Origin of the sequence: Olleya namhaensis, assembly GCF_900114005.1 — a bacterium.
Lineage (GTDB): Bacteria > Bacteroidota > Bacteroidia > Flavobacteriales > Flavobacteriaceae > Olleya > Olleya namhaensis.
On record NZ_FORM01000003.1, the window covers coordinates 160,996 to 185,837 of the forward strand.

Genomic DNA, 24,842 nt, shown 5'->3' on the forward strand with positions numbered 1-24,842 from the left:
TCAATAAATATAAAAGATAGTTTATACCTTACATTTGTAAACTATTAATCATTACGCATTAGACACAAAACATTGGACTTAACAAATTCGGTATTAAAACCTATAAAAACCATACTTTTAAAAGCATTTGATTTAAAGGAAGAAGAGCTTAAAAAGACCCTTCTATTACAATTAAATATTTTTATAATTATTACAACACTATTAATTGTAAAACCTACAATTAACTCGTTGTTTTTATCAGAGTTAACATCAGATGCACTTCCATTAGGCTATGTTTTAACTGCTATCATGGCAATTGTAGGCTCTTACTTTTATGACAAAGCCTTAGAAAAATACCCGTTAAATATTATAATAGACAAAACCATTATTGGTTCTGTAATATCACTAATACTCTTTGGTGTTGGTTTAAACTTTAATTTAATTACTGGTTTTTTATTATACATTCCATACATCTGGGTGGCTATTTTTGGATTGCTTACAGCCTCACAATTTTGGATTTTAGCCAACCTAGTTTATAATATTAGAGAAGCCAAACGTGTGTTTGGTTTTATAGGTGCTGGCGCTATTGCTGGAGGTATCTTTGGTGGGTATTTAACGTCTTTACTAACTACTTTTATTGACTCTGTAAACTTATTATTTATTGCAGCTTTACTACTTTGTATCTGTGTTTTTATTACACGATACATATGGAAAACCGAAATAGCAAAACTTAATACCTTTCAGCTCACTTTAAAAAGTAATGCTAAAGGAGAGTCGCCTTTAAAACTAATAAAACAATCAAAATTACTTAGTCTTATCGCTTTAGTAATAGGTTTAAGCGTACTTGTTGCCAAATTAGTAGATTACCAATATAGTGACTATGCGTCAAGACTTATTGATAACCAAGATGAATTGACCTCCTTTTTTGGATTTTGGTTTTCTACCTTAAGTGTTATTTCATTATTGGTACAACTATTTTTAACCAAGCGAATTGTTGGTACTTTTGGTGTTGGAAAAGCTTTATTATGGCTTCCAACCGGGATTTTAATTGGTTCAATAATTCTACTATTACTGCCACAATTATGGGTGATTGTATTTATTAAAATTGTGGACGGTAGTTTAAAACAATCCGTTAATAAAGCATCTACAGAGTTGTTATCAATCCCTATTCCTATAGAAATTAAAAAGAAAACAAAAACCTTTACAGATGTTGTTGTAGACAGTATCGCTACAGGTCTTGCTGGTTTTATTCTAATATTTTTTATAAACGGTTTAAATATTTCTTCTACTTACATCAGTGTAATTATTATCATATTAATCGCTGTTTGGTTGGTTTTAATTTATTTCCTTAGAAAAGAATACATCGTTGCTTTTAAAGATTTACTTGATAATTCTGGAATTAAAAAAGATAAGCATCATAAAGAGGTTATTAAAGTAACATCAATTATAGATAGTGTTTTAAGAGTTTTAAATACAGGAAAAGAGAACCAAATTATTAATATGTTAGAAAGAACGTTAGACGTAAAAGACGAACGTTTTTTTAATAGTATTAAAAATCTTCTGAATAATGAATCGCCAAGGATAAAAACATTGGCTATAGATAATTTATATTTTCTAAAGTCTGAAAACCTATCGTCTCAAATTGAAACCATGGTTTACGATAAAGATCAAGATGTTACCACGTCAGCATTTAGATATCTATTAAAAAACTACAAGCAAAATACTATTGTTTTATTTGAAAAGTATATAAACAGTGACGATAACACCATTGCTAATGCTGCTCTAGTAGGATTATCTTTAGAATCTAGTCATAATCAATTACTCCAAAACAGATTTAACTTAGACTCAAAAATAGACGCTGCTTTAAGTAAATATTTAGAGTTAGCGGATCCTGAGTTAAAAACCAACAAGATTACAGCAATTCTAGAAAGTATAGGTAATGCTAAAATAAGTGCTTATTATAATGTGCTAAAAACACAACTATTATCTAAAGATTTAGACATTTTAAAAACAGCGATAACTAGTGCTGCCAAGACCTTAGATTCTGAATTTATTGATGCTATTATATCGCATTTATCGGTAAAAGAAACCAGACAGACCGCTGTAGATGCTTTGTTTTTTTACAAAGAACCTGTTATAGATGTACTCTATCAAAAGGTCATAAAAGAAACAATTGATTTTGAAGATGCAGCCTATGTTATTTTAGTAATCGAAAAATTTAAATCTCAAAAAGCAATAAACACGTTAATTCTTCTAACTAACGATACTGAGCATGCTGTTAAAATCGAGGCAATTGAAGCATTAAAACGTTTAAAATGGAAATATCCACACTTAAAAATCAAGGATCGATTTATAGTCGATAAAATTCTAGACGAATGTCAATTGTACCAAAACACCTTAGCGGTTATTCATACTCAAATTGTACTGCAGTATAAAAAGAAATCTGGTGTTACTGAGTCTAAAGACGAAACCGAAGCTAGAAATGGACTTATACACCTTTTAGAGCAGCGATTAGACAGACAATTACAACGTATATTTAGGTTTTTAGGAATTAAATATCCACCAAACGATGTGGATCCAATATTTAATACCATGATACACGGTCAGGAAGAACAACGCTTACATGCTATTGAGTTTTTAGATAATATTTTAAACAGTCAACTTAAAAAAGAACTAATTCCGGTAGCAGAATCAATGTTATTAGATTCTAATTCTGAAGAAAAAATAAAAAAACTTAATCTTAAGGTTTTAAGTGAATTAGAATGCTATAATGAGTTACTAAAACGAAAAGATATTAAACTAAAATTTGCAGTATTATACCTTATTGAAAAGTCTAATACTGCAAATTATAAGCCTCTTTTAGAATTGGTTTTAATTAATGAAACTAATAAAAAAATCAGGACACAAACTGAAAACTTATTACGTCTTATTTCTTAATTAACTTATCAATATTGGCTGCTAAGTTCATATGGTCAGTTGCTGAGTTTTTGCCTAATACATTAGTCATCAAAACAACCATATACGTCGTTTTATTTGGATGCTCCACAATTGCTACAGAGTTCATGAAATTTTGAACATTACCCATATACTTGCCACAAACCTGTCCATTACTTCTATCACATTTATATAAACTACCTGATTTAAAATAGACTGCTGCCTCTTTTAAAGCTGGTGCTTGTGCATATCTAATACGTCTGTCCGTCATGTACATCAAGCGTTTCATCTCTAAACTAGACTCAGCATCAATTACATTACCTTGTTCTAGTTGTACTAAAAATTTCATGACACCAAAAGGCGTTCCAATACTTCCACCTTTATCTCCAACATAGGTATTTGCACCTCTAGTAAAAAAACTCCCCAAACGCCATTCGTCTGCAGTAATCCCTAAATCACGTAGTGGTAAATTCACAACGTCATTTCCTAGGTCAGTTAACACCTTTTTTTCTGTGGTTTTAAAATAGGTTAACGCGTCTTCCTCTGTTAACTCTGGGTATTTCTCTCCAAAAGCTTGCATTAACAATACTTCACGCCAAACAATACTTGCTGCTCCGTTATTACTTACAGATAACATATGATCTGCCCATTCAAATAAAGTAAACGTGTCACTAGCAATCACCTGGCGTTTCACTAGTTTTTTTGTTTCTATATTATAAATTGGTATTGTGTGCTCATCCGTTAAACCCCAAACTCCAGCTTTAACCACTTTTGTTTTTAATAATTGAATACGTTTATCAAAATCATCAGGATAAATTTTAGATAACTGATTAAACAACCCAATCAAAACAGCTAATTTACCAACACTTCCTGGCTGATACCCTGAGGTTTCATTTCGGTGCGCGTATCTAATATTGTTTAAATCGGTAATATCCATTACAGTTAACGAGTAACTTTTATCCAAACCTCTAAAAAGGCTACTAATTTCCTTTTGAAAAGCGTCATTTTCCTTGAAAAAACAATGTAGACTATCGGATGCCTTTTCTTTTAGATTCAATTTAATATCTAAATACGATTTAAAAGCACCTTCTGGTAAGGTTTGTTTTTCAACAATTTCGCCACTTTTAATTAACTCTAAACGCTTTAAACGTTTAATGCCTGTATGCTCATAACCATCAATAGGATAAAAGGTTGCGGTTGTAAACGCAGAACAAATCAGTACTAAGACTAAAACAATTACTATTTTTTTCATTTATATCTTTTTTGAAAGTGCTATCACTTTATTATTATCAATTACTGGTGTTATGGATTGTAAGTATGTAGAACTTAATGCCTTTTTATTTTCTACAAATGGTCTAATTTGAAACAACCATAATTTATTATCCTTAAACCCTAATTCTACATCATAAGCGCCTTGATAATCAGAATTAGTGGCTTGAGACATGGTTGCTCTAATTGTTTTAGCCAGTGCTCTTATATCACTAATATTTTGCGTATTTAATATTGGTTTATCAAAGGTTGATGACTTTTTAAATGTTCCGCCTGTAATTGGCAAACTATTGTAAAAACGCTCTCTTGATGGTGCTAAGAATTGTAATCCGCCATCGTCTTTTAATAAATACGTTTCTGAAGATTGTCCATCCACTGCGCCTCCCGCACCTCTACTAAAAGCAATAGTCAAGTCGTTATCATTACCAGAAGTTAATCCTTTAGTAATTAAAACACCCGAATAATCGACATCTACACTCGGAATTACCAATATCGAAGGAAACACATTTTCTGGATTCAATAAATATTTTTGTCTCCATTTAAAACTACGTTCTGTGTACGGAGATGCCCAAACATCTTTAATCCCTTCTAATATTTTAGTTTTATCAACCACATTAAATAGGGTTAGATTTAAACCAGCACCTGTAAACTCTTTTAGGTCTTCCATATTAGTATCACTTCTTAAAAAGACTGGAATAGCACCTAAATCTTGACCTAAAACCGATTTAAAATCAGCTTCCATCTGATCAATAAAATCAGCTTTTAAAGGCATCTTTTTTATTGCTGCTCTTAATGTTTCTAATTGACGTAATTGGTAATGTTCAATCTCACCTTCTACAATCCCTTTGGCTTCCATTGCGGTAGCTTCCTTAAACATAGCTTCTAAAAACTGCCAATACGATTGATTTTGTTCTGGCATATCCTGATTCATGTGATCTCTAAATATCCCAAACGGAATAACTAACCCTTCCACAACTTGCTCCGGAAACATTTGTTTAAGCTGACCTAAATTGGCTGCTTTTGGTCCGCAAATCTTACCAGAATTACTAGCGTTTACATTTCGTAAATTAAGCACTTTAGATTCATTTAATATAATAGATTCTACCGGTACTTCTATCTTTTCGCTTTTACGTTCTGTTTTTGTAAATAAGGCACGTTCTTCTGCGGACATGTCTTTTTCTGCCTTAATAATTACATTTCCATTATTAGACACTGCATAAAACACTTTTTGTCCATTAAAAGGTTTTAAATCATCTAAATTTTGATCAGACAACGCTGCATTTGGAATCCCTAGATTACGCGCTAATAATTGCACGTGAGACACCATGTTCCCTTCTGAAACCGTTGCAATACCTGCTATTGGTTTTAAATCTGCTGGTGGACGTTGGAAAATATAAATTTTATTTGAAGACACCTCAATAGCATCTGGTGATCCTGCAACAACAACAAGTTCTCCAAAAGCGTACCCTGGGTTTAAACCACGCACTGTACTTTGGTTTGGTATGCTTAATACTTTATTAGTCAACGCTGATTCTTCAGCTATAAAATCACCCAATTCTCCTACCGCTTTACCTAAATGCAAAGCAATTGATCCTCTAATTTTATCATCTATAAAACCATAGGCTAAAGGTTCAAAAGCAGTATACGTATTTACTTCATTTTGATAATTAGCTTTAACCATCCCAGAACTCCATTCTACCAAACTTCTTCCATTTTGTAAAACAGACGTTAACTCTCCTAAAGTAGCTTCATTGGCTTTGTTAGCTGATAATGTTAGGTTTAAAGCGTCCCATTCATGTTGTTCAATATAACCGGTTGCAGCTGTTGCCATTCCTAAATAACACACCTTACTAACTAACTGCTCTACTGTTTCAGGTTGCCATAATGGTGCGTTTTTAAAGATAAGATCTTCAAGTACAATAGAAATATCTAATAGTTGTAAACGCGCAAGAGGTCTTTTTTCTTCAAGAAGACTTGCTCTTAAAGTGGTTAATAATTCAGCTGTATTCTGAATTAAATCCGACGCATTATTAGAATGATTATTCTGAATGGCATAATTTTTAAAAGTTTCGCCAAACGTTGTTGACTTTATTATACTTGCTTTAGCTTGTAATGACACCAAATCTATCGGTTTAAAAAAAGTAGTCATGGTTACTAATAATTCATCTAAAACCTTAATTTGGCTCGCACTTAACTTCGCTTCATGCTTTATTTTAAAAGCTTTTACTTTTTCAATATCATTAATTTCTGGTTGTGCATGTATCTTAACGCGTAAATCCATAAATGAAGGATATAAATCAGATAACACTTTAGATTGACTACGCATTAATTGTGCAAGATTATCATCACCACTATGCGGAATGTCTTTTAAAGATTGTCTGATTAGAAAGTAATTTTCAACAAGTAATTTATCCTTAGACAATAACCACTTATAGAAATCAATCCCCCATGCTTCCTCATCTTCCGACTGGATTGCACCTCTATAAAACTGACTTTTTTGATTAACCCAACCATTATCAATAGCTCTTAAATACTTATCAATTTGGTATTGTTTTAACCTAGAATTGTCATTATCAACATCTAAAAAAGCGTCATTTGTTGTGTTAGTTAAAATTTGCCCTAAATAAATATGGTTACTTTTTGCTAATTTTTCAACGTCATCTTTATAGCGCGCATGTTGATTCCCTGGTCCAATATTATCAGGACAAGGATCTTTAGGTTGATGTAAACTACCATCCGTACAAAACCAACGGATATCTTTATAAGGACCACGTAAATCATTCTTATAAATACTGATTTGCTCTTTTATCTTTTCTGGAGCAATTTGTTGCGCAATTATTTGTGTTGAAAACAACAAAAACACTAAGCAAAATAGAACATTATTTCTCATTGATAATCAAAGGTTTATTACAATATACAAGATAGTAATATAAATTTTATCACTAAAAATATAGTTTTGCAAAGTTGTTATAAAAGTTTGATAATAATCTAATTAATTGGGTCTATTTTAACACCTATTTCACACTAATTAAACCAAGGATAATTCTTTTTTATCCTACTTTTGCTGCATGCAAGAAAAACAGACTGTAAAACTAGAATTTATCATATTAATGGCGTCGCTAATGTCTATTGTAGCTTTAGCAATAGATGCCATTTTACCTGCAATGTCAGCAATTGGTATCTCTATTAATAGTTTTGATACGGGTAATAATCAGTTACTAATTACCATGATCTTTTTAGGCTTAGGTTTTGGGCAATTATTATTTGGACCTTTATCCGATAGTTTTGGTCGAAAACCAATCGTATATATTGGTTTTGCTGTGTTTGCAGTAGGTAGTATTGTTTGTGTACTTTCGCACAGTTTAGAAATGATGGTTGCTGGTCGTATCCTTCAAGGGATAGGTTTAGCAGCACCAAGAACTATTGCAATTGCTATTATTAGAGATATGTTTAAAGGTGATTATATGGCCAAAATCATGTCTTTTGTAACGACGTTTTTTATTTTAGTTCCTGTTATTGCGCCCGTAATGGGAAAATTTATATTAAACCATTATAATTGGACTGGTATATTTTATGTCCAATTAGTTATGGCATTTATAGTCAGCATTTGGTTTTGGAAAAGACAACCAGAAACCCTTAAACCTGAATACAAAATAAAGTTTAGTAGCCATGAGTTTATTGATGGTTTAAAAGAGTTAATAAAGTATAAAGAAACCATTGGATTTACTATTATTTCTGGGTTTATCTCTGGTGCTTTTATTGTTTATTTAAGTGCGTCTCAAGTTATTTTTGAAAACCAATACGGTTTAATAGATGAGTTTCCATACATCTTTGCAGGATTGGCTTGTGGCGTCGGTTTATCAACCTTTTTAAACGGAAGCTTTGTGATGCGTTTAGGAATGTGGCGATTATCTTATTTAGCTATTATAATATTTAGTGTCAATGCTTTATTATATGTGTTATTATTCTGGAATGCTGCTACAAACCCATCATTAACTGTAATACTATTGTTTATGGCTATTCAGTTTTTTACTATTGGTTTTATTTTTGGGAATTTAAGAGCCATTGCAATGGAGCCTATTGGTCATATTGCAGGAATTGGCGCTGCTATAACGGGATTTGTATCAACAATAATGGCGGTGCCAATTGCTAACTTTATTGGTAGTTATGTTAAAGATACAGCGCTACCATTATTTATTGGTTTTACCATATTTGGAACCTTATCATTAATGATATTTACTTACATAAAATCCACTAGAAAACGAAAAGCACGTCAGGAAGCTATCCTTTAATTAAAGTTAGTATATCTACAACCGAAGATATAATATACTCTACACCTATTGCTATTACTATAAAACCTATAATTCTGGACAGTGCATTTATACCGGATGCACCTAAAAACCGAACTATAAAATAAGCGCTTTTTAATATGATATATATCGCAAGTGTTGCCAAGAGAATTGCACCTACGATAATTAATATTTCAGAGGTTAGTACAAATTCTTGATTATAAGTTATTAATAAAGAGATGGTCCCTGGTCCCGCTAACATAGGTATAGCTAAGGGCGTTAAACTAATAGCATCACGCGTATGTATATCCTCCTGCACTTTTTTGCGCTTCATCCCTTTGTGCTCTCTAAACTTACCCGTTAACAAAGCAAATCCAGACGAGGTAATTATCAGCCCTCCTGCTATCTTCAAAGCATTTAGACTAATTCCAAAAAAAGACAATATATATTGACCTGCAAAAAACGAAAGTACTAAAATCACTAAAACATCTATTGCTGTCCAAAAAGCAGTGACAGACCGTTCTTTTTTGCTCAGTTCTTCTGTTAAACCTACAAATACTGGGACAGTTCCTAAGGGATTCATTATTGAAAATAAAGCACCAAATACGACTAAAAATAATTCCATTGTTTTTTCTGCAAATTCCGTGATTTTATAAAGTATAAAAGTTACCAAAGCATTAACTAATCTTAATTAAAACGTAAACACTAAAATCGTATCAAAAACAACATAACACTCATACTATCAGTATTTTAAACACACAAAAACAACACTTAACATAGTGTTTACATAGTAACATTAGCGTAAAGTTTTCTTAAAATTTCATTCATTTTAACGTAACATACAATTAGTCTCTTGACTGTAGTTTTGCTTAAAATTAACCACTAAAAATATTAATCAAAATGAAATTATTTAAACAACGTTTTTTTCAATTATGTATCCTAACAAGTCTTGGATTTGGACTTTTGGGTTGTGAAGGCGAAGATGGATTAGATGGAACAAACGGTCTAGACGGAATTGATGGTCAAGATGGACAAGATTACACACCGCCAGAAGGCTTATTCACTAACAAATCTGTATTAGATCCGTTGGTAAATATTAGCTCTAATTTTAGTAACGTAAATGCTTACTCATTAATTAGCTCAACAGATTATTTACCAAATGGATTCCGTTTAGTTGGTGCACAAGATGGTGCGGGTTTATTAAAAGATGGTAACGAATATATTTATGTTGTTAATGCAGAAGACGATTATAGTGTCTCTAGAATCAGATTTGACGAAAACATGAGACCCATTAAAGGAGAATGGTTATTAAACGCTGGAGTTGCAGATTTTGCAAGACAATGCTCGGGAACAATGTGGGAAGCTGCAATACATGGTGGATCTCAAGATTTCTTTTTATCTGCTTCAGAAAGTATCGCATACGATGTTAAAGCTATCGATCCTTGGATAGAAACGCCTACGCCTACTGCCGATTTTGGTTTAGATGCTTTAGGCGAATTCTCTTGGGAAAACGCAGTGCCATTACCTCAAAACTCATTTGCTGGTAAAACGGTAATTATTGGTGGAGACGACGATTCTAGTGGGTCTGAAGGTCAAGTCATCATGTACTTATCAGAAAATGGCGATGCAGATTTAACTAATGGTAAAATATATGTGTTGCGTTTAAAAGAAATTTCTGATGGCGCAAATGGTGTTCAAACAGTCACTGCGAATACAGTTTATAACGAAGGAAGCTTAGATTTTGGAATGACTTACGATGTTGAGTTTGTAGAAATCGAAAATGGTGCATCGATGACCAAAAACGAAATGGAAACAGCTTGCACTGGTGTCTTTGCTTCACAATTTATGCGTGTAGAAGATGTAGATTATCAAAAAGGTAGCGATGCCAATGGTAGAAACGTCTATTTTGCGGTAACTGGAAGAGGTCCTGGAGCAGGAACTTACAATGATTGGGGTACAGTTTACAAACTTAACTTAGATGCCACTAACCCTTTACAAGGTCAATTAACACAAGTGGTAAGTGGTAATACAGACACTAACAATCAAGACGGAAACTTATCTAGCTTACAAAGCCCAGATAATATTTGTGTGACAGAAAACTATATTTATATCCAAGAAGATCCTAACTCTTTTTCTAGAGGACATGCTGCTAGAATCTACCAAACAGATTTAGAAGGAAACAACCCAACTGCCGTTTTAGATTTAAAAATTGAAAGCAACTTATCCCCTACTGGAAGCACTTCTTTATCAGGAGAGTTTGGAGCATTAATTGATATTTCTGACAAAGTTGGTGTACCTGATACCTTTATCTTAAACCTACAACCACATTACTGGAAAAGTGACGAGTTTATCTCAAATAACTTACCACACAATCAAGGTGGACAAATCGTTTTATTACAAGGATTACCTAGATAAGACAACGTCTTTTATTATTAATAATGAATCTCCGTTTTATAATGGAGATTCATTTTGTTTATTACAATCTTAACATGAAATCACACCATTCGTTTTTAATTATTCTAACATTACTATTAAGCCTTTCTGCTTGTAAAACCGATAAAACCGAAACCATAGATGTCATTAATTGGAAGGTAGCTCAAAATTACTATATAGAAAATATAGACCTTGCTTCCAAATACTTAGATAGCTTAAAAGTCGAAGGTCTAAAGGGTAAAAACACAAAACACTACTTTACATTAGCAAGAGAAGCTTTTAAAAAAGCAGAGCCTTTTGCGTCATATTTAAATCCTGAAGTTGGACACAGAACTAATGGACCTGCGCTTCCTGTTTATAAAGAAGATACTGGTAAAATTTTAAAACCAATTGGTCTTCAAAAAATAGAAGAAAGCATTTATAACCAAGACACATCCATCACCGATTTTAATCAAGAAATTTATGTTACCCAAGGCTTATTTGCCATCCTAAAAGGAAATATGCAAAACAGAGCGTTAACACCACAACGCTTCTTTATAGCTACACACCAACAATTATTACGCATTGTAAGCTTAGGTATGTCGGGTTTTGATACACCTGTTAGCCATTTAGGTATAAAAGAGAGTGCTATTTCATTAAAAAGCCTACAAACCGTTTATAATAACACCATTAAATCCTCTATTCTAAAAAAAAACAAAACCTTAGATGACACGTTTAATAATTCAATTTTAAAGGCTATTAATTACATCAAACAAAATCAAGATTTTGATAGTTTTGATAGGTTTACATTTACACGCGATTACCTGAATCCAATCACACGTCATTGGGTTTCTATCCGTAAAACAGCAGATATTTGGAAGCCTACCAATACAGAGCCTTTTAATTTTGATGCGCCTACTTTTTTTGAAAGCAACAGTTTCAACTTAAACTATTTTACAACAACAACAAACAGAAATCCTAGTGACAAACAAATCGCGTTAGGTGAAAAACTTTTTTTTGACACACAACTATCTGCTAATAACAGCATGGCTTGTGTCACTTGCCATAGTCCCGCGTTAGGATATGCAGATGCGTTGACTGTTAACTTAGACAATAACGGTAACAAGTTACAACGTAACACACCTACTTTAATAAACAGCGCCTTTCAAAAAAGCTTTTTTTGGGATGGTCGCTCAGAAACGATGATTGAACAAATTTCATCTGTATTTTTAAATGACAAAGAGTTTAATACTAATGTTCACACGTTTTCTGAAGCTATTCTGCAAGACACTACCTACATTAAATTATTTAAAGAAGCCTATGGACAAGTTCCAAAAAACAACACCAATGTTATAAAAGCACTATCTTCTTACATATCTACATTAAACGGTTTTGACTCTAAATTTGATAAAAATATTAGAGGAGAACTTGATAATTTTACAGATGAAGAAACCTTAGGTTATAACCTATTTATGGGAAAGGCTTTATGCGCTACATGCCATTTTATGCCACTAACTAGCGGAACTGTACCTCCTTTTTTTACTGAAACCGAAAAAGAAGTTATTGGTGTACCAAAAACAGCAAAAAATAATAAACTAGATGACGATTCTGGTTTCTATTATAAATATAAAGAAGACCTACATAAAGGTATGTTTAAAACACCAACTGTAAGAAATATAGCCATTACAGGACCATACATGCATAATGGCGTTTATAATACTTTAGAAGACGTTCTTAATTTTTACAACCTTGGTGGCGGTGGTGGATTAGGATTTGATTTAGAACACCAAACCCTTCCATTTGATAATTTAAACCTGACAGAAACGGAGCAACAAGCCATTATAGCTTACCTAGAAACTTTAACGGACGTTCCTAAAATTAACACATTAAAACAACCACTATAAAAGCCGGTTATCTTTATTTGAAGTAGCCTATTACTTTAGGTTACTTCAAAATAATAGCTATAAAATTATACTAAATAGCCTTCCTTTTAAAGAAAATAAAAAGCCAATCACAGACTTTAAAAAATTCATGATAATACTCAGCATTTTTCATATTAATTTTGCATAAATTAGTAAGATGAAGAACACCATTGCTGAACGTATTTTAGATTTCCTTAAAAACTTCCCTCCTTTTGACGCCTTAACTCATGATCAATTGTTTGCTATTGCGTCTCAAGTCAAAGTGTTATACCTAGAAAAGGATAGTTTTGTTTTTAGACAAAATGAAGAATTACATGATTCCTTTTACGTTGTAAAGGATGGTGCTGTTGGCGTATTTAGAGGCACAAAATTGGTGGACGAATGTGACGAAGGTGATATTTTTGGTTTACGCGCAGTAATCCGTAAAGACCACTACTTATTAGACGCTAAAACTATTGAAGAAAGTATATTGTATAGTATTTCTTCAAAATTATTAGAAGACATAATTAATAATAATCCCAAAGCAAATCAGTTTTTAATAGCCAGTTTTGCAACCAATACGCGTAACCCTTACAGTAATGAAGACAAAGGGACACTATTTGCTAACGAAGCCATTTTAAAACCCGAAACGTCTGCTTTTACAGAAGTACAATCTGCCAAATATTCTAAAAACCCAATAGTTTGTAATACACAAATTAGCATAAAAGAAGCCTCTTTAATTATGAGTCAGAATAAAGTTGGCTCCATAATTATTACAGAAGACAAATTACCAATTGGTATAATTACAGATAAAGATTTACGCAATAAAATAGCCACTGGATTACATTCAATTACGGAAGACGTTGAAGCTATCATGTCTTCACCCGTAATTACTTTTCCAGAAAACATATCTGTCGCAGAAGCACAAATTGCGATGCTAAAAAATGATATTTCGCATTTATGCATCACTAGAGATGGTACAATACATTCTGAATTAATTGGCATCTTATCAGAGCACGATATTATAGTAATACATGGTAACAACCCATCGGTTTTAATTAAAGAAATCAAACGTGCAACCACTGCAAAATCATTAAAATTTATCAGAGAAAAAGCTCAAGAACTGCTTAAAGGGTATCTTAAACAAAATATCCCTATAAGCTTTGTTTCCAAGATAATATCAGCAATAAACGACGCCATAACCAAACGTGTTATTGATTTGTCAATTGCAGAATTAGATAAACAACCACCAGTAGGTTTTGCTTGGCTAGCTATTGGAAGTCAAGGTAGAAAAGAACAATTATTATACACAGATCAAGACAATGCTTTGGTGTACGAAGATGGTATTGAAGAAACCAAAACCAAAGCCTATTTTTTAAAATTAGCAAAAGCAGTAAATGATAAATTAGCGATAGTCGGTTTTGAATTATGTCCTGCAAATATGATGGCTAGCAATCCCAAATGGTGCTTATCTGTATCGGACTGGCAATCACAATTCACCAATTGGATTACGCATCCTAACGAAGACAAAATGATGCTTTGCAACATCTTTTTTGACTACAATATCGTTTACGGAAAACCAAGTTTGGTTAGTCAAATGTCGGACAGCATCTTTCAGGCAATTGATAACTATACTATTTTCTTAAATTTTATGGGTCGCAATGCCTTAAAAAACCCACCACCTTTAAGCTTTTTTAGAAGTTTCTTGGTGGAAGATACAGGAGAACATAAAGATCAATTTGATATCAAATCTCGAGCAATAATGCCATTAGTTGACGCCGCCCGAGTTATTATTTTATCACATAATGTCAAAGATTTTAATAGTACTATTGCCCGCTACCAGAAGTTAATTGAACTAGAACCACAAAATAAAGAGTTGTATGAGTCTTGTATTTATGCTTTCAGAATATTATTACGTTTTAGAACAAAACAAGGCCTAAAACATGGTGATTCTGGACGTTATATAGATGTCAAAAATCTAAGTAAATCCAATAAACTAAAACTAAAAGGCTGTTTTAAACCTATCAAAGATATTCAAGAGCTATTAAACGTGCGTTTTAAACTGTCTCAAATCTTATAATGGGTTGGTTTAAGCGTCATATATATCCCGATTTTTATAACGCTTACGCGGAAACTTTTACACATCCAAACAACAGCTTAGACACCACTAGATTTGTTGTTTTTGACACAGAAACTACGGGTTTACAGCCAAAAACAGATAAAATACTATCCATTGGTTGCGTTGCCATTACAAACGGTGCTATTGACGTTGCTGATAGTTTTGAACGTTACATAATCCAAACTCAATTTAACGCAGACACTGTAAAAATACATGGGATTTTAAAAAACGGAACAATCGTAAAAATAAATCAACACGACGCTATTATTCAGTTTTTAGATTACATAAAAAATGCCGTTTTAGTAGCACATCATGCTGCTTTTGATGTCGCTATGATAAATCAAGCTTTAAAACAGATGGCGTTACCTAAGTTAAAAAACAAGGTTATTGATACCGGACAACTCTATAAAAAAACAAAGTACGTTAAAAATCAAAAACACTATAGCTTAGACGCATTATGCCATTTGTTTAATATTACTATGCATGACCGACATACAGCTTCTGGTGATGCTTATTTAACCGCTATTTTATTTCTTAAATTGTCCGCTTTACTTAAAACCAAAAAAAATCGCGAATTAAAATTACGCGATTTTTAAATTAACACGACACTTATCTCTATAGTGACAATAGTCGTTGTATTATGTTTTAGATAATCATTTATTAGTTATACTATTTACGACTTTTAACTTTAGACTTGACCTCTTTTATTCTAACGTAAATTAATTTTGTACGTCCTTTTGACGCTTCTCTCCTTTCAATCTCAATTGCAGGAATCGATTTAATTAACGGTGTTAATTTTTGAAAGCCATAGTTTCTTGAGTCAAAATTAGGCTGTTTCTTCTGTAACAAACTTCCAACATCTCCTAAAAAAGCCCATCCATCATCATCTGCAACATCATCAATGGTAGAGGTTATAAATTTAATTTCTTTTGCAGTAATGGTATCGTAGTTGTTTTTTGGTGTCGCAGACTTAGTGGTTGCTTCAGATGTTGTGTCTTCAGATAGATTTTTAAGTATTTCGATGTAAATAAACTTATCACAAGCCACTATAAAAGGATTTGGTGTCTTCTTTTCTCCAATCCCATATACTTTCATGCCAGCTTCACGTAAACGCGTTGCAAGACGCGTAAAATCGCTATCACTAGACACTAAACAAAAACCATCTACCTTTTGAGAATATAATATATCCATAGCATCGATAATCATAGCAGAATCCGTCGCATTCTTACCTGTGGTATACCCGTACTGTTGTATTGGCGTTATTGCATTTTCTAACAATAAACTTTTCCACTTGTTAAGATTTGGCTTGGTCCAATCGCCATAAATACGTTTTATAGTAGGGTTACCGTATTTAGCAATCTCTTCCATCATTTCTTTTACGTAAGCGGATGGTATATTGTCTCCATCAATAAGTACTGCTAATTTTATATCCATAGTTTTAAGCGTTTTAATTCTTTTTAAATTGATATCCTTTTACAACACTAAAGATATAGTGTTTAAAGGAAAAAACCACTCTAAATTAGAGTGGTTTTTGTTATTCTATAATTAAGCTATTATTTACGAGCCGCCTTTTTAGCTAATTTTGCTGCTTTTTTTTCTTTAGGTGTTAATGTTGCTTCTTTTTTTACATTCTTTTTTGAATCTTGAGACTTAGCCATGACTTTATGTTTTATAAATTAATTTTACAATTGTGATTTAAATGTAGTGAAAATGATAATACAAACACGGTAATAATCATTTTATTAGATTAATCATTAAATTAGAAAGACAGAGTAACACCACATAAAGCGGTTGATTTTTTAAATTATAGTCCTAAAAAAAAGCCTTACTGGTTATTACGTAAGGCTTTAAAATAAATGAACAACATTGATTAATAGCTATTTTACCTCTATTAACTCAATCCTTTTATTAGTACGTTATCTATAGTTTAGAGTAGTACTAAAAGGATTCCTATCAAGATTTTAATAAAAGTCTGCTCAAAAATAAAACGATTAAAACGGTATTCTTTACGGAAAACCGCAAACCATAAAAAAAGAGGCAAACATTACTGTCGGCCTCTAATTTTCCCTTTTAAAAAAATTATTAACTAATAACATGCAATTTTAAGCATTCTCTTAGTTTGTGTTTTACGGTTTCCCGTAAACAGGTGTTTTTATTTTCAAATTAGTCCTAAATCCTTGACAATAGCCACTAAATGAATAGCATTATTTGCCTTAAACTGTATTCTAAGTTTATTTAAGCGCTTTTCTATAGAACTTAAACTGTTTGGAGATATGTTTTTAGATTTTAAATGAGTGCCTATCTGTTCTTGAGATAATCCTAGAGATAGCAGACGTATCAGTTCTACATCGTAATCGTCTATTTCTAAATTGGATTTTGGACTTAACGCACGCTCCACCTGAGGAGATAAATAGCTATGATTGTCATATACAGACGTAATAGCTTTACCTAGCTCGATCAATCCACGTCTACCTTTACAAACATAAGCATTAGCATTGTAGTTATTTATTAACGTTCTGACGCGTTGTAAGCGGTCTTCTACGGAATATACAATGATTTTTAACTCTGGATATTCTTGCTTCAGCGCTTTTACTAATGCTTCACCAGAACTATATATTTGATCCCTATGATCTGACACAAAGGATAAATCTGTAATTAGTAAATCAAAAGGCTCCTGATCCATGCTAGCCTTCTTAATTTTAAGATACGCATCGTCACAATACTGGACTTGATGCACGTTTTTAATTGCTAAACTATCTAATACCGTTACTACACCTTGATTAATACTTCCTAAATCATCAGAAATCAATACTTTTTCAAACATACGCTACACAATAAAAAAGGCTTTAAAGCCTTGGTTAATATCTGAGTCAAATGTAATTGTTCCATTTATGCTTTGAATACGGTTTTCCGCATTTTGCAAACCATTTTGTTTTTTTTCTGCGCTTCCAACGCCATTATCCTTATAATTTACTTCTATTTTTTTATTTTTTTTATTGAACACCAAAACGACGATGGATGCTTGACTGTGCTTCTTCATATTAGTCATCAATTCTTGTAACACCCTATAAATAGTTGTTTTTTTGATTTCAGAAACTGTTTTCCAATCTATTTTAGAGATGTCTTTGGTGATGATATTAACAGATTCACTCTTATAGCTTTGTAATAAATCTATCAGTAAATCTTCAAAATCTTGGTTTACATCAATTGTGCTATTTTCTCTAGAAATATCTCTAGTTTTTATATAAATATGCTCTAAATCGTCTAAAACAACTTCTTTCTCTATAGTTTGACCTTGTAGTTTTGTCATTACTTGATACACATCATTAGCAACCTCATCATGGACTTTTTTGGAAATCCGAGTTTCAGTAGCATACACTTCTTGTAGCTTTTCTTTTTTATGCTTTGATTGTAATATAAAAAAGAGAGAAATAGCAACAACTAATATTAACAGTGCTATAAATTGAAACTGCTGCTTTTTGGTCTTTTCTACTTGCGACTTTAACTCGCTTTGCCCAACATTGTACTTTAACAATGCAAACTTGTTTTGGTTATGCTGCTTAACTAACTCCAAACTATCATTCCATTTAAAATACTGATTAGACAACTCATAATCCCCTAATTGTAATCTTAGTTTTATTGCATCTAACTTATAAGACAAACTATTAACCTGATTTGCGACATTATATGCTTTGAGCGCAAAAACCTTAGCTTGTGCAGTATCTTTATGTGCTAAATAATATTTAGAAAAACTTTTATAACTTGGGTATAAGCTTAACGTACTTTTAGAAGCCTCTCTAAGTGCTAAGGCTTGACTTAATGTGTTAAAAGCACTCTCTTTATTCAGCTTAAGCTGAACTAAACCTAAATTATCTAGTAGTCTAGCTTTTTCAATAGGACTTTCAACACGATTAAACATATTTACTGTATTAGATAACAACTGTTCTGCAGCTACAAAATCTGTTTTATCTTTTAATATATTAGAGATATTATTGTAGACAATTAAACTATCCAATGCACTTTTAGTCAATGCTAAAGCTTGATTATACTTATCATAAGCCAAAGTATACATGTTTTTTTCTTTGTAAACTTTTCCTAAATGATTGTAAAGCGATCGCCTAAGTGTGTTATTATATGTTGTTTTTTTTATCTGATCTAAAATAGATAATGCCTCTACAGCATTTGCTTCGCTTGTATTATAAAACCCAAATTTATAGTCTATTTTAGATAATTGAAAAAGATTATAAACGACTTGTACTTTGTGCTTGTTTTTTAAAGCATTCAATTTATTATTTTGAAAAAACTGGTAAGCTTTTTCTAAGTCATTACTAGTATTTACTTGACTTATTTTAGTCACATAATAAGCTATGCTATCTGTTTTTTCTTGTGCAAACCCTTTGTTTACAACAAATAAGAACACAAAAAAGAGGAATGAATATTTTATAAATTTCATTCCTCTAAAATAGCAACTAATTTTTAGTTAGTTTAAACTGTTTAACAAAAAATATAGTGTTTATTTTAAATCATTTAAGACCAAGAGTCTAGACGTTTACTGTTTTCTTGATTTTAATAATATGTAGTTTATCTAAAACCACCATTATTAAATAAGTGAAATCAATTTCAAACCAACGTACACCAAAATTAGCGCGTCCACTATGCGAGTGGTGGTTGTTATGATAGCCTTCTCCCATCATTAAAATATCTATTGGTAATAAATTTTTTGAAGTATCGCTAACTTTAAAGTTACGGTATCCGTAAATATGAGCAAACCAGTTAATAATAACACCATGGATTGGAGCCATAAAAAAGGCTACAGGTAAAAATAACCATTGCCACCAAGCTGTTGCAAAAACAATAAAAAACACAATATAAGCTGTAGCCCAGGATAATCTTGAAATTCTAGAGCTTGCTATTTTGTCAAACGCTTTCCATTGTGGTACGTTTTTAGTAAACTTATCTGCTACTGCAATACGTTTTTTATTAATATCCTGATAAATATTTTTAGTACGCCACATCATAGTAAATAAGTTACTATCATATTTAGGTGAGTGTGGGTCTTTCTCTGTATCCGCATAGGCATGGTGCATCCTGTGCATTACTCCATATCCATAAGCGCTTAAATAATTAGATCCCTGAAATACCCATGTTAGCACAAAGCAAACGCGCTCTGTAAATTTAGACATTGTAAACGTTTGGTGTGCTGCGTATCTGTGTAAAAAGAAGGTTTGAAAGAACAAACCTGTATACCATAAAATGATAATAAATATAATAATAGTCATAGTCCTTGCTTTAATTTTGCAAAGGTCTATAATAATAGGTTGAATAAAAATGAACCTAAGTTAAGAAATACGTTTCCTAATTCTGCTTAACGCTTGTGGTGTAACCCCAATGTAAGATGCTACATACTTTAACGGAATCTCTTTTATCAAATTAGGACGTTCTGTAAACAAATTAAGATAACGCTCTTCTGCTGATTCGTTTAACAGGGATTGCTCACGTTTTGATTTGATTAAAAATAGACGCTCTGAGGATAAACGTCCAATAACATTACCTGCAAAACTTTTCTCATACACTTCTTGTAAATCTTCATGAGAGATACTCCACATTATAATGTCCGATAACGCTTGCAACTTATAAAGTGATGGTTTTCTTGTCAAAAAAGAATCATAAGCACTGACAAATTCGTTTTTGAAACAAAACCCAAAGGTTAAATCTTTTTCTTCATCTTCCTTCGGAATTAAAAAGCGTGCGATACCTTCCTCAATAAACGAGATATAGTTTTCAGTCTCTCCTACCCCAAGAATAGTCGTTTTCTTTTTAAACGTTCTGACTTTTAATTTAGAAGAAAATAACTGCCAATCTGCATCAGAAACGGCAACTGTTTTTTCTATATACTCTCTAATGTTTATCATATTTGCTTGTCACTGCAAATATCGCTATATAATTTAAGAGTTATATTAAAATTGACTTAAATACCATCGTAGTTTGATTATATATGATCGATATCATAATTAAACACATTACTTCTGAGTTTTTAGGTAACTAATAGTTCAAAATAAAACAGAAAAGCAAGAACAGCCGAGTAAAACTCTCCTCCTTTTTTTTAAGGAGGAGAATGAATTTAAAATTCCCTTAAAAGAATTTTAAAGAAAGAGGTGGTCTTCATTACTACTAAGAAAAACCCTTCCGAATCCATGCTTTTTAGAAAGCATGAATCCACCTTCCCTGAAAAAAAGGGAAGGATTTACATACTCTTGGGGCTTACTGAGGTTTAATTATTTTTGTGTAATAGTTAAAAATAAAACAGAAAAACAAGAACAGCCGAGTAAAATTCTCCTCCTATTTTTTAAGGAGGAGAATGAATTTAAAATTCCCTTAAAAGAATTTTAAAGAAAGAGGTGGTCTTCATTACTACTAAGAAAAACCCTTCCGAATCCATGCTTTTTAGAAAGCATGAATCCACCTTCCCTGAAAAAAAGGGAAGGATTTACATACTCTTGGGGCTTACTGAGGTTTAATTATTTTTGTGTAATAGTTAAAAATAAAAAAGAAAAGTAAGAACAGTCGAGTAAAATTCTCCTCCTATTTTTTAAGGAGGAGAATGAATTTAAAATTCCCTTAAAAGAATTTTAAAGAAAGAGGTGGTTATTGCTTACTACTATTTAAAACAAGCTTTTATACCATTAAGTACATAATCCAAATCCTCAAAAATAAATTTGTTCTCAATTCTGAAAATAGTAAATCCTAAATTATTTAAAACCTCATCACGTTCGTAATCTTTTAATTGTTGTTCAAAACGCAAATGATAGCCACCATCCAACTCAATGATCAACTTTTCTTTTGGACAATAAAAATCAACGATATAATTTAATATACTATGTTGCCTTCTAAATTTACGTCCTTCTAACTGTTTTTGTTTTAAATGATTCCATAGTGTTGCCTCAGCAGACGTCAAATCTTTACGGAGTGCTTTTCTTTTATCTTCTAAGTAATTACGATTATGTATGGGTTTCATTTTTACATCTATTGAATAACTAAAGTTATGAAAATATATTTTAAGGGGTTTGTGATTGACTTGTGTTTGATTACTCTTATGTTTAACCCTTCCGAACCCATGCTTTTTAAAAAGCATGAATCCACCTTCCCTGAAAAAAGGGAAGGAAAACTTACTGTTGTGGCTTACTAAGGTTTGATTACTCCTATGTCAAACCCTTTCTAACATCTACTGTTGTGGTTAAATTAAACTAATATTTAGAAAATACAACAATTATTAAAATCACATAAAAAGAGACTCCTAAGAACAGCCGAGTAAAATTCTCCTCCTTTTTTTTAAGGAGGAGAATGAATTTAAAATTCCCTTAAAAGAATTTTAAATAAAGAGGTGGTCTTTATTACGACTAAGAAAAACCCTTCCGAATCCATGCTTTTTAGAAAGCATGAATCCTCCTTCCCTGAAAAAAGGGAAGAAATACTTCCTGTTTTGAGCATATTGAGGTTTGATTACTCTTATGTCAAACCCTTCCTAATGCTTACCGTTGTGGTTAAATTAAACTAATATTGAGAAAATACAACAATTATTACAATTACATAAAAAGAGAATCCTAAGAACAGCCGAGTAAAACTCTCCTCCTTTTTTTTAGGAGGAGAATGAATTTTAAATTCCCGCAAAAAGGAATTTTAAAGAAAGAGTTGGTTGTTTTTACTACCGAGAAAACCCTTCCGAATTCATGCTTTTTAGAAAGCATGAATACACCTTCCCTAAAAAAAGGGAAGGAATACTTACTGTTGTGGGCTTACTTAACTCTAAACTCTTTTTTAAATTATAAAAAAAAAACGCAACCTTTTTGAGGTTGCGTTTTTTGCATTAGGGATAGTAGTGGCATCCTTTTGCCTTTTAGCAAAAGATATAACGGATAGCCCGACACTTTGTAGCTTAAGCGGAAAAGTGTAATGCCCAAATAATAGTTTTATTCAGGATTGCATCGTCATACCTTCTGGCAAGGACATTACAATACATTATCCATAATATCTTGCACACATTCTGGATTAAGCAATGTACTTGTATCACCTAAATTTTCGGTTTCATTACTAGCAATTTTACGTAAAATACGTCGCATAATTTTTCCGCTTCGTGTTTTAGGTAATCCGTTTGTAAATTGGATTTTATCCAACTTAGCGATAGGTCCTATTTGCTCTGTAATAATTTGGTTTATTTCTTTACGCAGGTTGACATGATCTCTACTTTCTCCTGTTTCTTTAAGCGTTACGTAACCATACAATGCGTTTCCTTTAATATCGTGCGGGAAGCCTACAATTGCACTTTCGGATACCGCTGGATGCTCGTTAATAGCATCTTCGATTGGTGCAGTTCCTAAATTATGTCCCGATACGATAATCACATCATCTACACGACCTGTAATACGATAATACCCAACCTCATCACGTAAGGCACCATCTCCTGTAAAATACATATTATCATAAGCGGAGAAATACGTGTCTTTATAGCGTTGGTGATTCCCCCAAATGGTTCTAGCTATACTTGGCCAAGGGAATTTTATACATAAACGTCCATCCACTTGATTCCCTTTAATTTCTTGTCCATGCTCATCCATTAATGCTGGTTGAATCCCGATAAAAGGCAATGTTGCATAGGTTGGTTTTGTTGGTGTTGCAAATGCGATTGGTGTAATCATGATACCTCCAGTTTCGGTTTGCCACCAAGTATCTACAATTGGTGCTTTTTTCTTCCCAACATTGTCATCATACCAGTGCCAAGCTTCCTCGTTTATAGGTTCTCCGACGGTACCTAAGACTTTTAGAGACGATAAATCGTGTTTTTCTAGATGCTCTACTCCTTCTTTTGCCAGTGCTCTAATAGCGGTTGGCGCTGTATAAAACTGGCTTACTTTATGTTTTTCTACAATCTCCCAGAAACGTCCAAAATCGGGATAACTTGGTACGCCTTCAAACATAACGGTTGTTGCTCCATTACATAATGGTCCATAAACAATATAACTGTGTCCTGTAATCCAACCTATATCTGCTGTACACCAATACACATCTTCCTCTCTGTATTGAAATACATTTTTAAACGTATACGCAGTATATACCATATATCCTGCTGTGGTATGTACCATTCCTTTTGGTTTTCCGGTAGATCCTGAGGTATATAAAATAAATAATGGATCTTCTGCATCCATAATTTCTGGATCACAATCGTGATAGGCTTCATCCAATAGTGGTTGTAACCATTGGTCACGACCTTCTTGCATGTTTATATCTGAATTGATACGTTTTGCTACCAATACTGTTTTTACATCTGGACAGTCCTCTAAAGCTTCGTCTACAATCCCTTTTAAGTCGATTGTTTTTGCGCCACGATAAGACCCATCTGATGTGATTACCATTTTACAATCACTATCATTAATTCTGGTTGCTAATGCTGTTGAAGAAAATCCTGCAAAAACTACAGAGTGTATTGCACCTATACGAGCACATGCTAAAACAGAGACTGCTAATTCTGGAATCATTGGTAAGTAAATACAAACACGATCGCCTTTACCTACTCCATTTTCTTTAAGTACATTGGCGAATCTACAAACACGCTCATGTAATTCTCTATATGTAATATGAAGCGCTTTTTCTTTTGGACTGTTAGGCTCAAAAATAATTGCTGTTTTATCTCCTCTTGTATATAAATGCCTATCCAGACAGTTTTCTGTAATGTTTAATTTAGCGCCTTCAAACCATTTGACTTCAGGTTTAGAAAAATCCCAACTTAAAACGTTGTCCCATTTTTTACGCCACATAAAATGCTCTTCTGCGATTTCTTCCCAAAAGCTTTCTGGGTTTCTGACGGATTTACGATAAACTTGGTAGTACTCTTCTAAATGTTTTATGTGATAATTACTCATAATTAGTTTAATTTATTAAACACGT

General features: G+C 32.5%; 16 protein-coding genes. 6 read left to right on the top strand and 10 right to left on the bottom strand.

The features are described from left to right. The first annotated feature begins 72 nt into the window (after positions 1-72). Positions 73-2,916 carry an Npt1/Npt2 family nucleotide transporter gene (locus tag BMZ09_RS06370; RefSeq protein ID WP_090838653.1) on the top strand — a complete coding sequence of 948 codons (2,844 nt, stop codon included), beginning with the start codon at positions 73-75 and terminating at the stop codon, positions 2,914-2,916. Here BMZ09_RS06370 and BMZ09_RS06375 read toward each other — a convergent pair. Then, the gene (locus BMZ09_RS06375) at positions 2,906-4,165 is read right to left on the bottom strand and encodes a serine hydrolase (RefSeq protein WP_090838655.1); all 1,260 of its coding nucleotides are present in this window, start codon (positions 4,163-4,165) and stop codon (positions 2,906-2,908) included. The two genes, BMZ09_RS06370 and BMZ09_RS06375, sit on opposite strands and share 11 nt — an antisense overlap. Then, complete coding sequence (locus tag BMZ09_RS06380) at positions 4,166-7,072, bottom strand: PEP/pyruvate-binding domain-containing protein (RefSeq protein ID WP_090838657.1); 2,907 nt, start codon at positions 7,070-7,072, stop codon at positions 4,166-4,168. A gap of 178 nt (positions 7,073-7,250) precedes the next feature. Here BMZ09_RS06380 and BMZ09_RS06385 point away from each other — a divergent pair, with 178 nt between their 5' ends. Next, positions 7,251-8,474 (top strand): multidrug effflux MFS transporter, encoded by a 1,224-nt coding sequence (locus BMZ09_RS06385; protein ID WP_090838659.1) that lies wholly within the window; start codon positions 7,251-7,253, stop codon positions 8,472-8,474. On the opposite strand, the gene BMZ09_RS06390 is transcribed toward BMZ09_RS06385, so the two are convergent. Next, positions 8,464-9,096, bottom strand: a complete 633-nt coding sequence (locus BMZ09_RS06390; RefSeq protein ID WP_090838946.1) for a MarC family NAAT transporter — start codon at positions 9,094-9,096, stop codon at positions 8,464-8,466. The genes BMZ09_RS06385 and BMZ09_RS06390 overlap by 11 nt on opposite strands. Before the next feature lie 275 nt (positions 9,097-9,371). Here BMZ09_RS06390 and BMZ09_RS06395 point away from each other — a divergent pair, with 275 nt between their 5' ends. From BMZ09_RS06395 to BMZ09_RS06410, 4 genes are all read left to right on the top strand, one after another. Next, positions 9,372-10,886: a hypothetical protein gene (locus BMZ09_RS06395; protein WP_090838661.1), complete on the top strand. Its 1,515-nt coding sequence runs from the start codon at positions 9,372-9,374 to the stop codon at positions 10,884-10,886. A gap of 74 nt (positions 10,887-10,960) precedes the next feature. Continuing rightward, a complete protein-coding gene (locus tag BMZ09_RS06400) occupies positions 10,961-12,787 on the top strand; it encodes a cytochrome-c peroxidase (protein WP_090838663.1) in 1,827 nt (608 codons plus the stop codon). 175 nt (positions 12,788-12,962) lie between these two features. Further along, complete coding sequence (locus tag BMZ09_RS06405; protein ID WP_090838664.1) at positions 12,963-14,864, top strand: DUF294 nucleotidyltransferase-like domain-containing protein; 1,902 nt, start codon at positions 12,963-12,965, stop codon at positions 14,862-14,864. After that, a complete protein-coding gene (locus tag BMZ09_RS06410) occupies positions 14,864-15,499 on the top strand; it encodes a 3'-5' exonuclease (protein ID WP_090838665.1) in 636 nt (211 codons plus the stop codon). The genes BMZ09_RS06405 and BMZ09_RS06410 overlap by 1 nt, the downstream gene beginning before the upstream one ends. Positions 15,500-15,572: 73 nt before the next feature. On the opposite strand, the gene BMZ09_RS06415 is transcribed toward BMZ09_RS06410, so the two are convergent. From BMZ09_RS06415 to acs, 7 genes are all read right to left on the bottom strand, one after another. After that, a complete protein-coding gene (locus BMZ09_RS06415) occupies positions 15,573-16,337 on the bottom strand; it encodes an NYN domain-containing protein (RefSeq protein ID WP_090838668.1) in 765 nt (254 codons plus the stop codon). Between the two features lie 724 nt (positions 16,338-17,061). Continuing rightward, entirely contained in the window at positions 17,062-17,727 is a 666-nt protein-coding gene (locus BMZ09_RS06420; protein ID WP_090838670.1) for a response regulator transcription factor, read from the bottom strand. Positions 17,728-17,730: 3 nt separating this feature from the next. Beyond that, complete coding sequence (locus BMZ09_RS06425; protein ID WP_143067790.1) at positions 17,731-19,356, bottom strand: tetratricopeptide repeat-containing sensor histidine kinase; 1,626 nt, start codon at positions 19,354-19,356, stop codon at positions 17,731-17,733. Positions 19,357-19,444: 88 nt separating this feature from the next. Then, a complete protein-coding gene (locus tag BMZ09_RS06430) occupies positions 19,445-20,182 on the bottom strand; it encodes an acyl-CoA desaturase (RefSeq protein WP_090838675.1) in 738 nt (245 codons plus the stop codon). Between the two features lie 60 nt (positions 20,183-20,242). After that, the gene (locus BMZ09_RS06435; protein ID WP_090838677.1) at positions 20,243-20,815 is read right to left on the bottom strand and encodes a Crp/Fnr family transcriptional regulator; all 573 of its coding nucleotides are present in this window, start codon (positions 20,813-20,815) and stop codon (positions 20,243-20,245) included. Between the two features lie 746 nt (positions 20,816-21,561). After that, the gene (locus tag BMZ09_RS06445; RefSeq protein WP_090838948.1) at positions 21,562-21,918 is read right to left on the bottom strand and encodes an endonuclease domain-containing protein; all 357 of its coding nucleotides are present in this window, start codon (positions 21,916-21,918) and stop codon (positions 21,562-21,564) included. A 991-nt stretch (positions 21,919-22,909) separates the two neighbouring features. Beyond that, on the bottom strand, positions 22,910-24,817 hold the full coding sequence (acs, locus tag BMZ09_RS06455) for an acetate--CoA ligase (protein WP_090838683.1): 1,908 nt from the start codon (positions 24,815-24,817) through the stop codon (positions 22,910-22,912). Between the last annotated feature and the right edge of the window lie 25 nt (positions 24,818-24,842).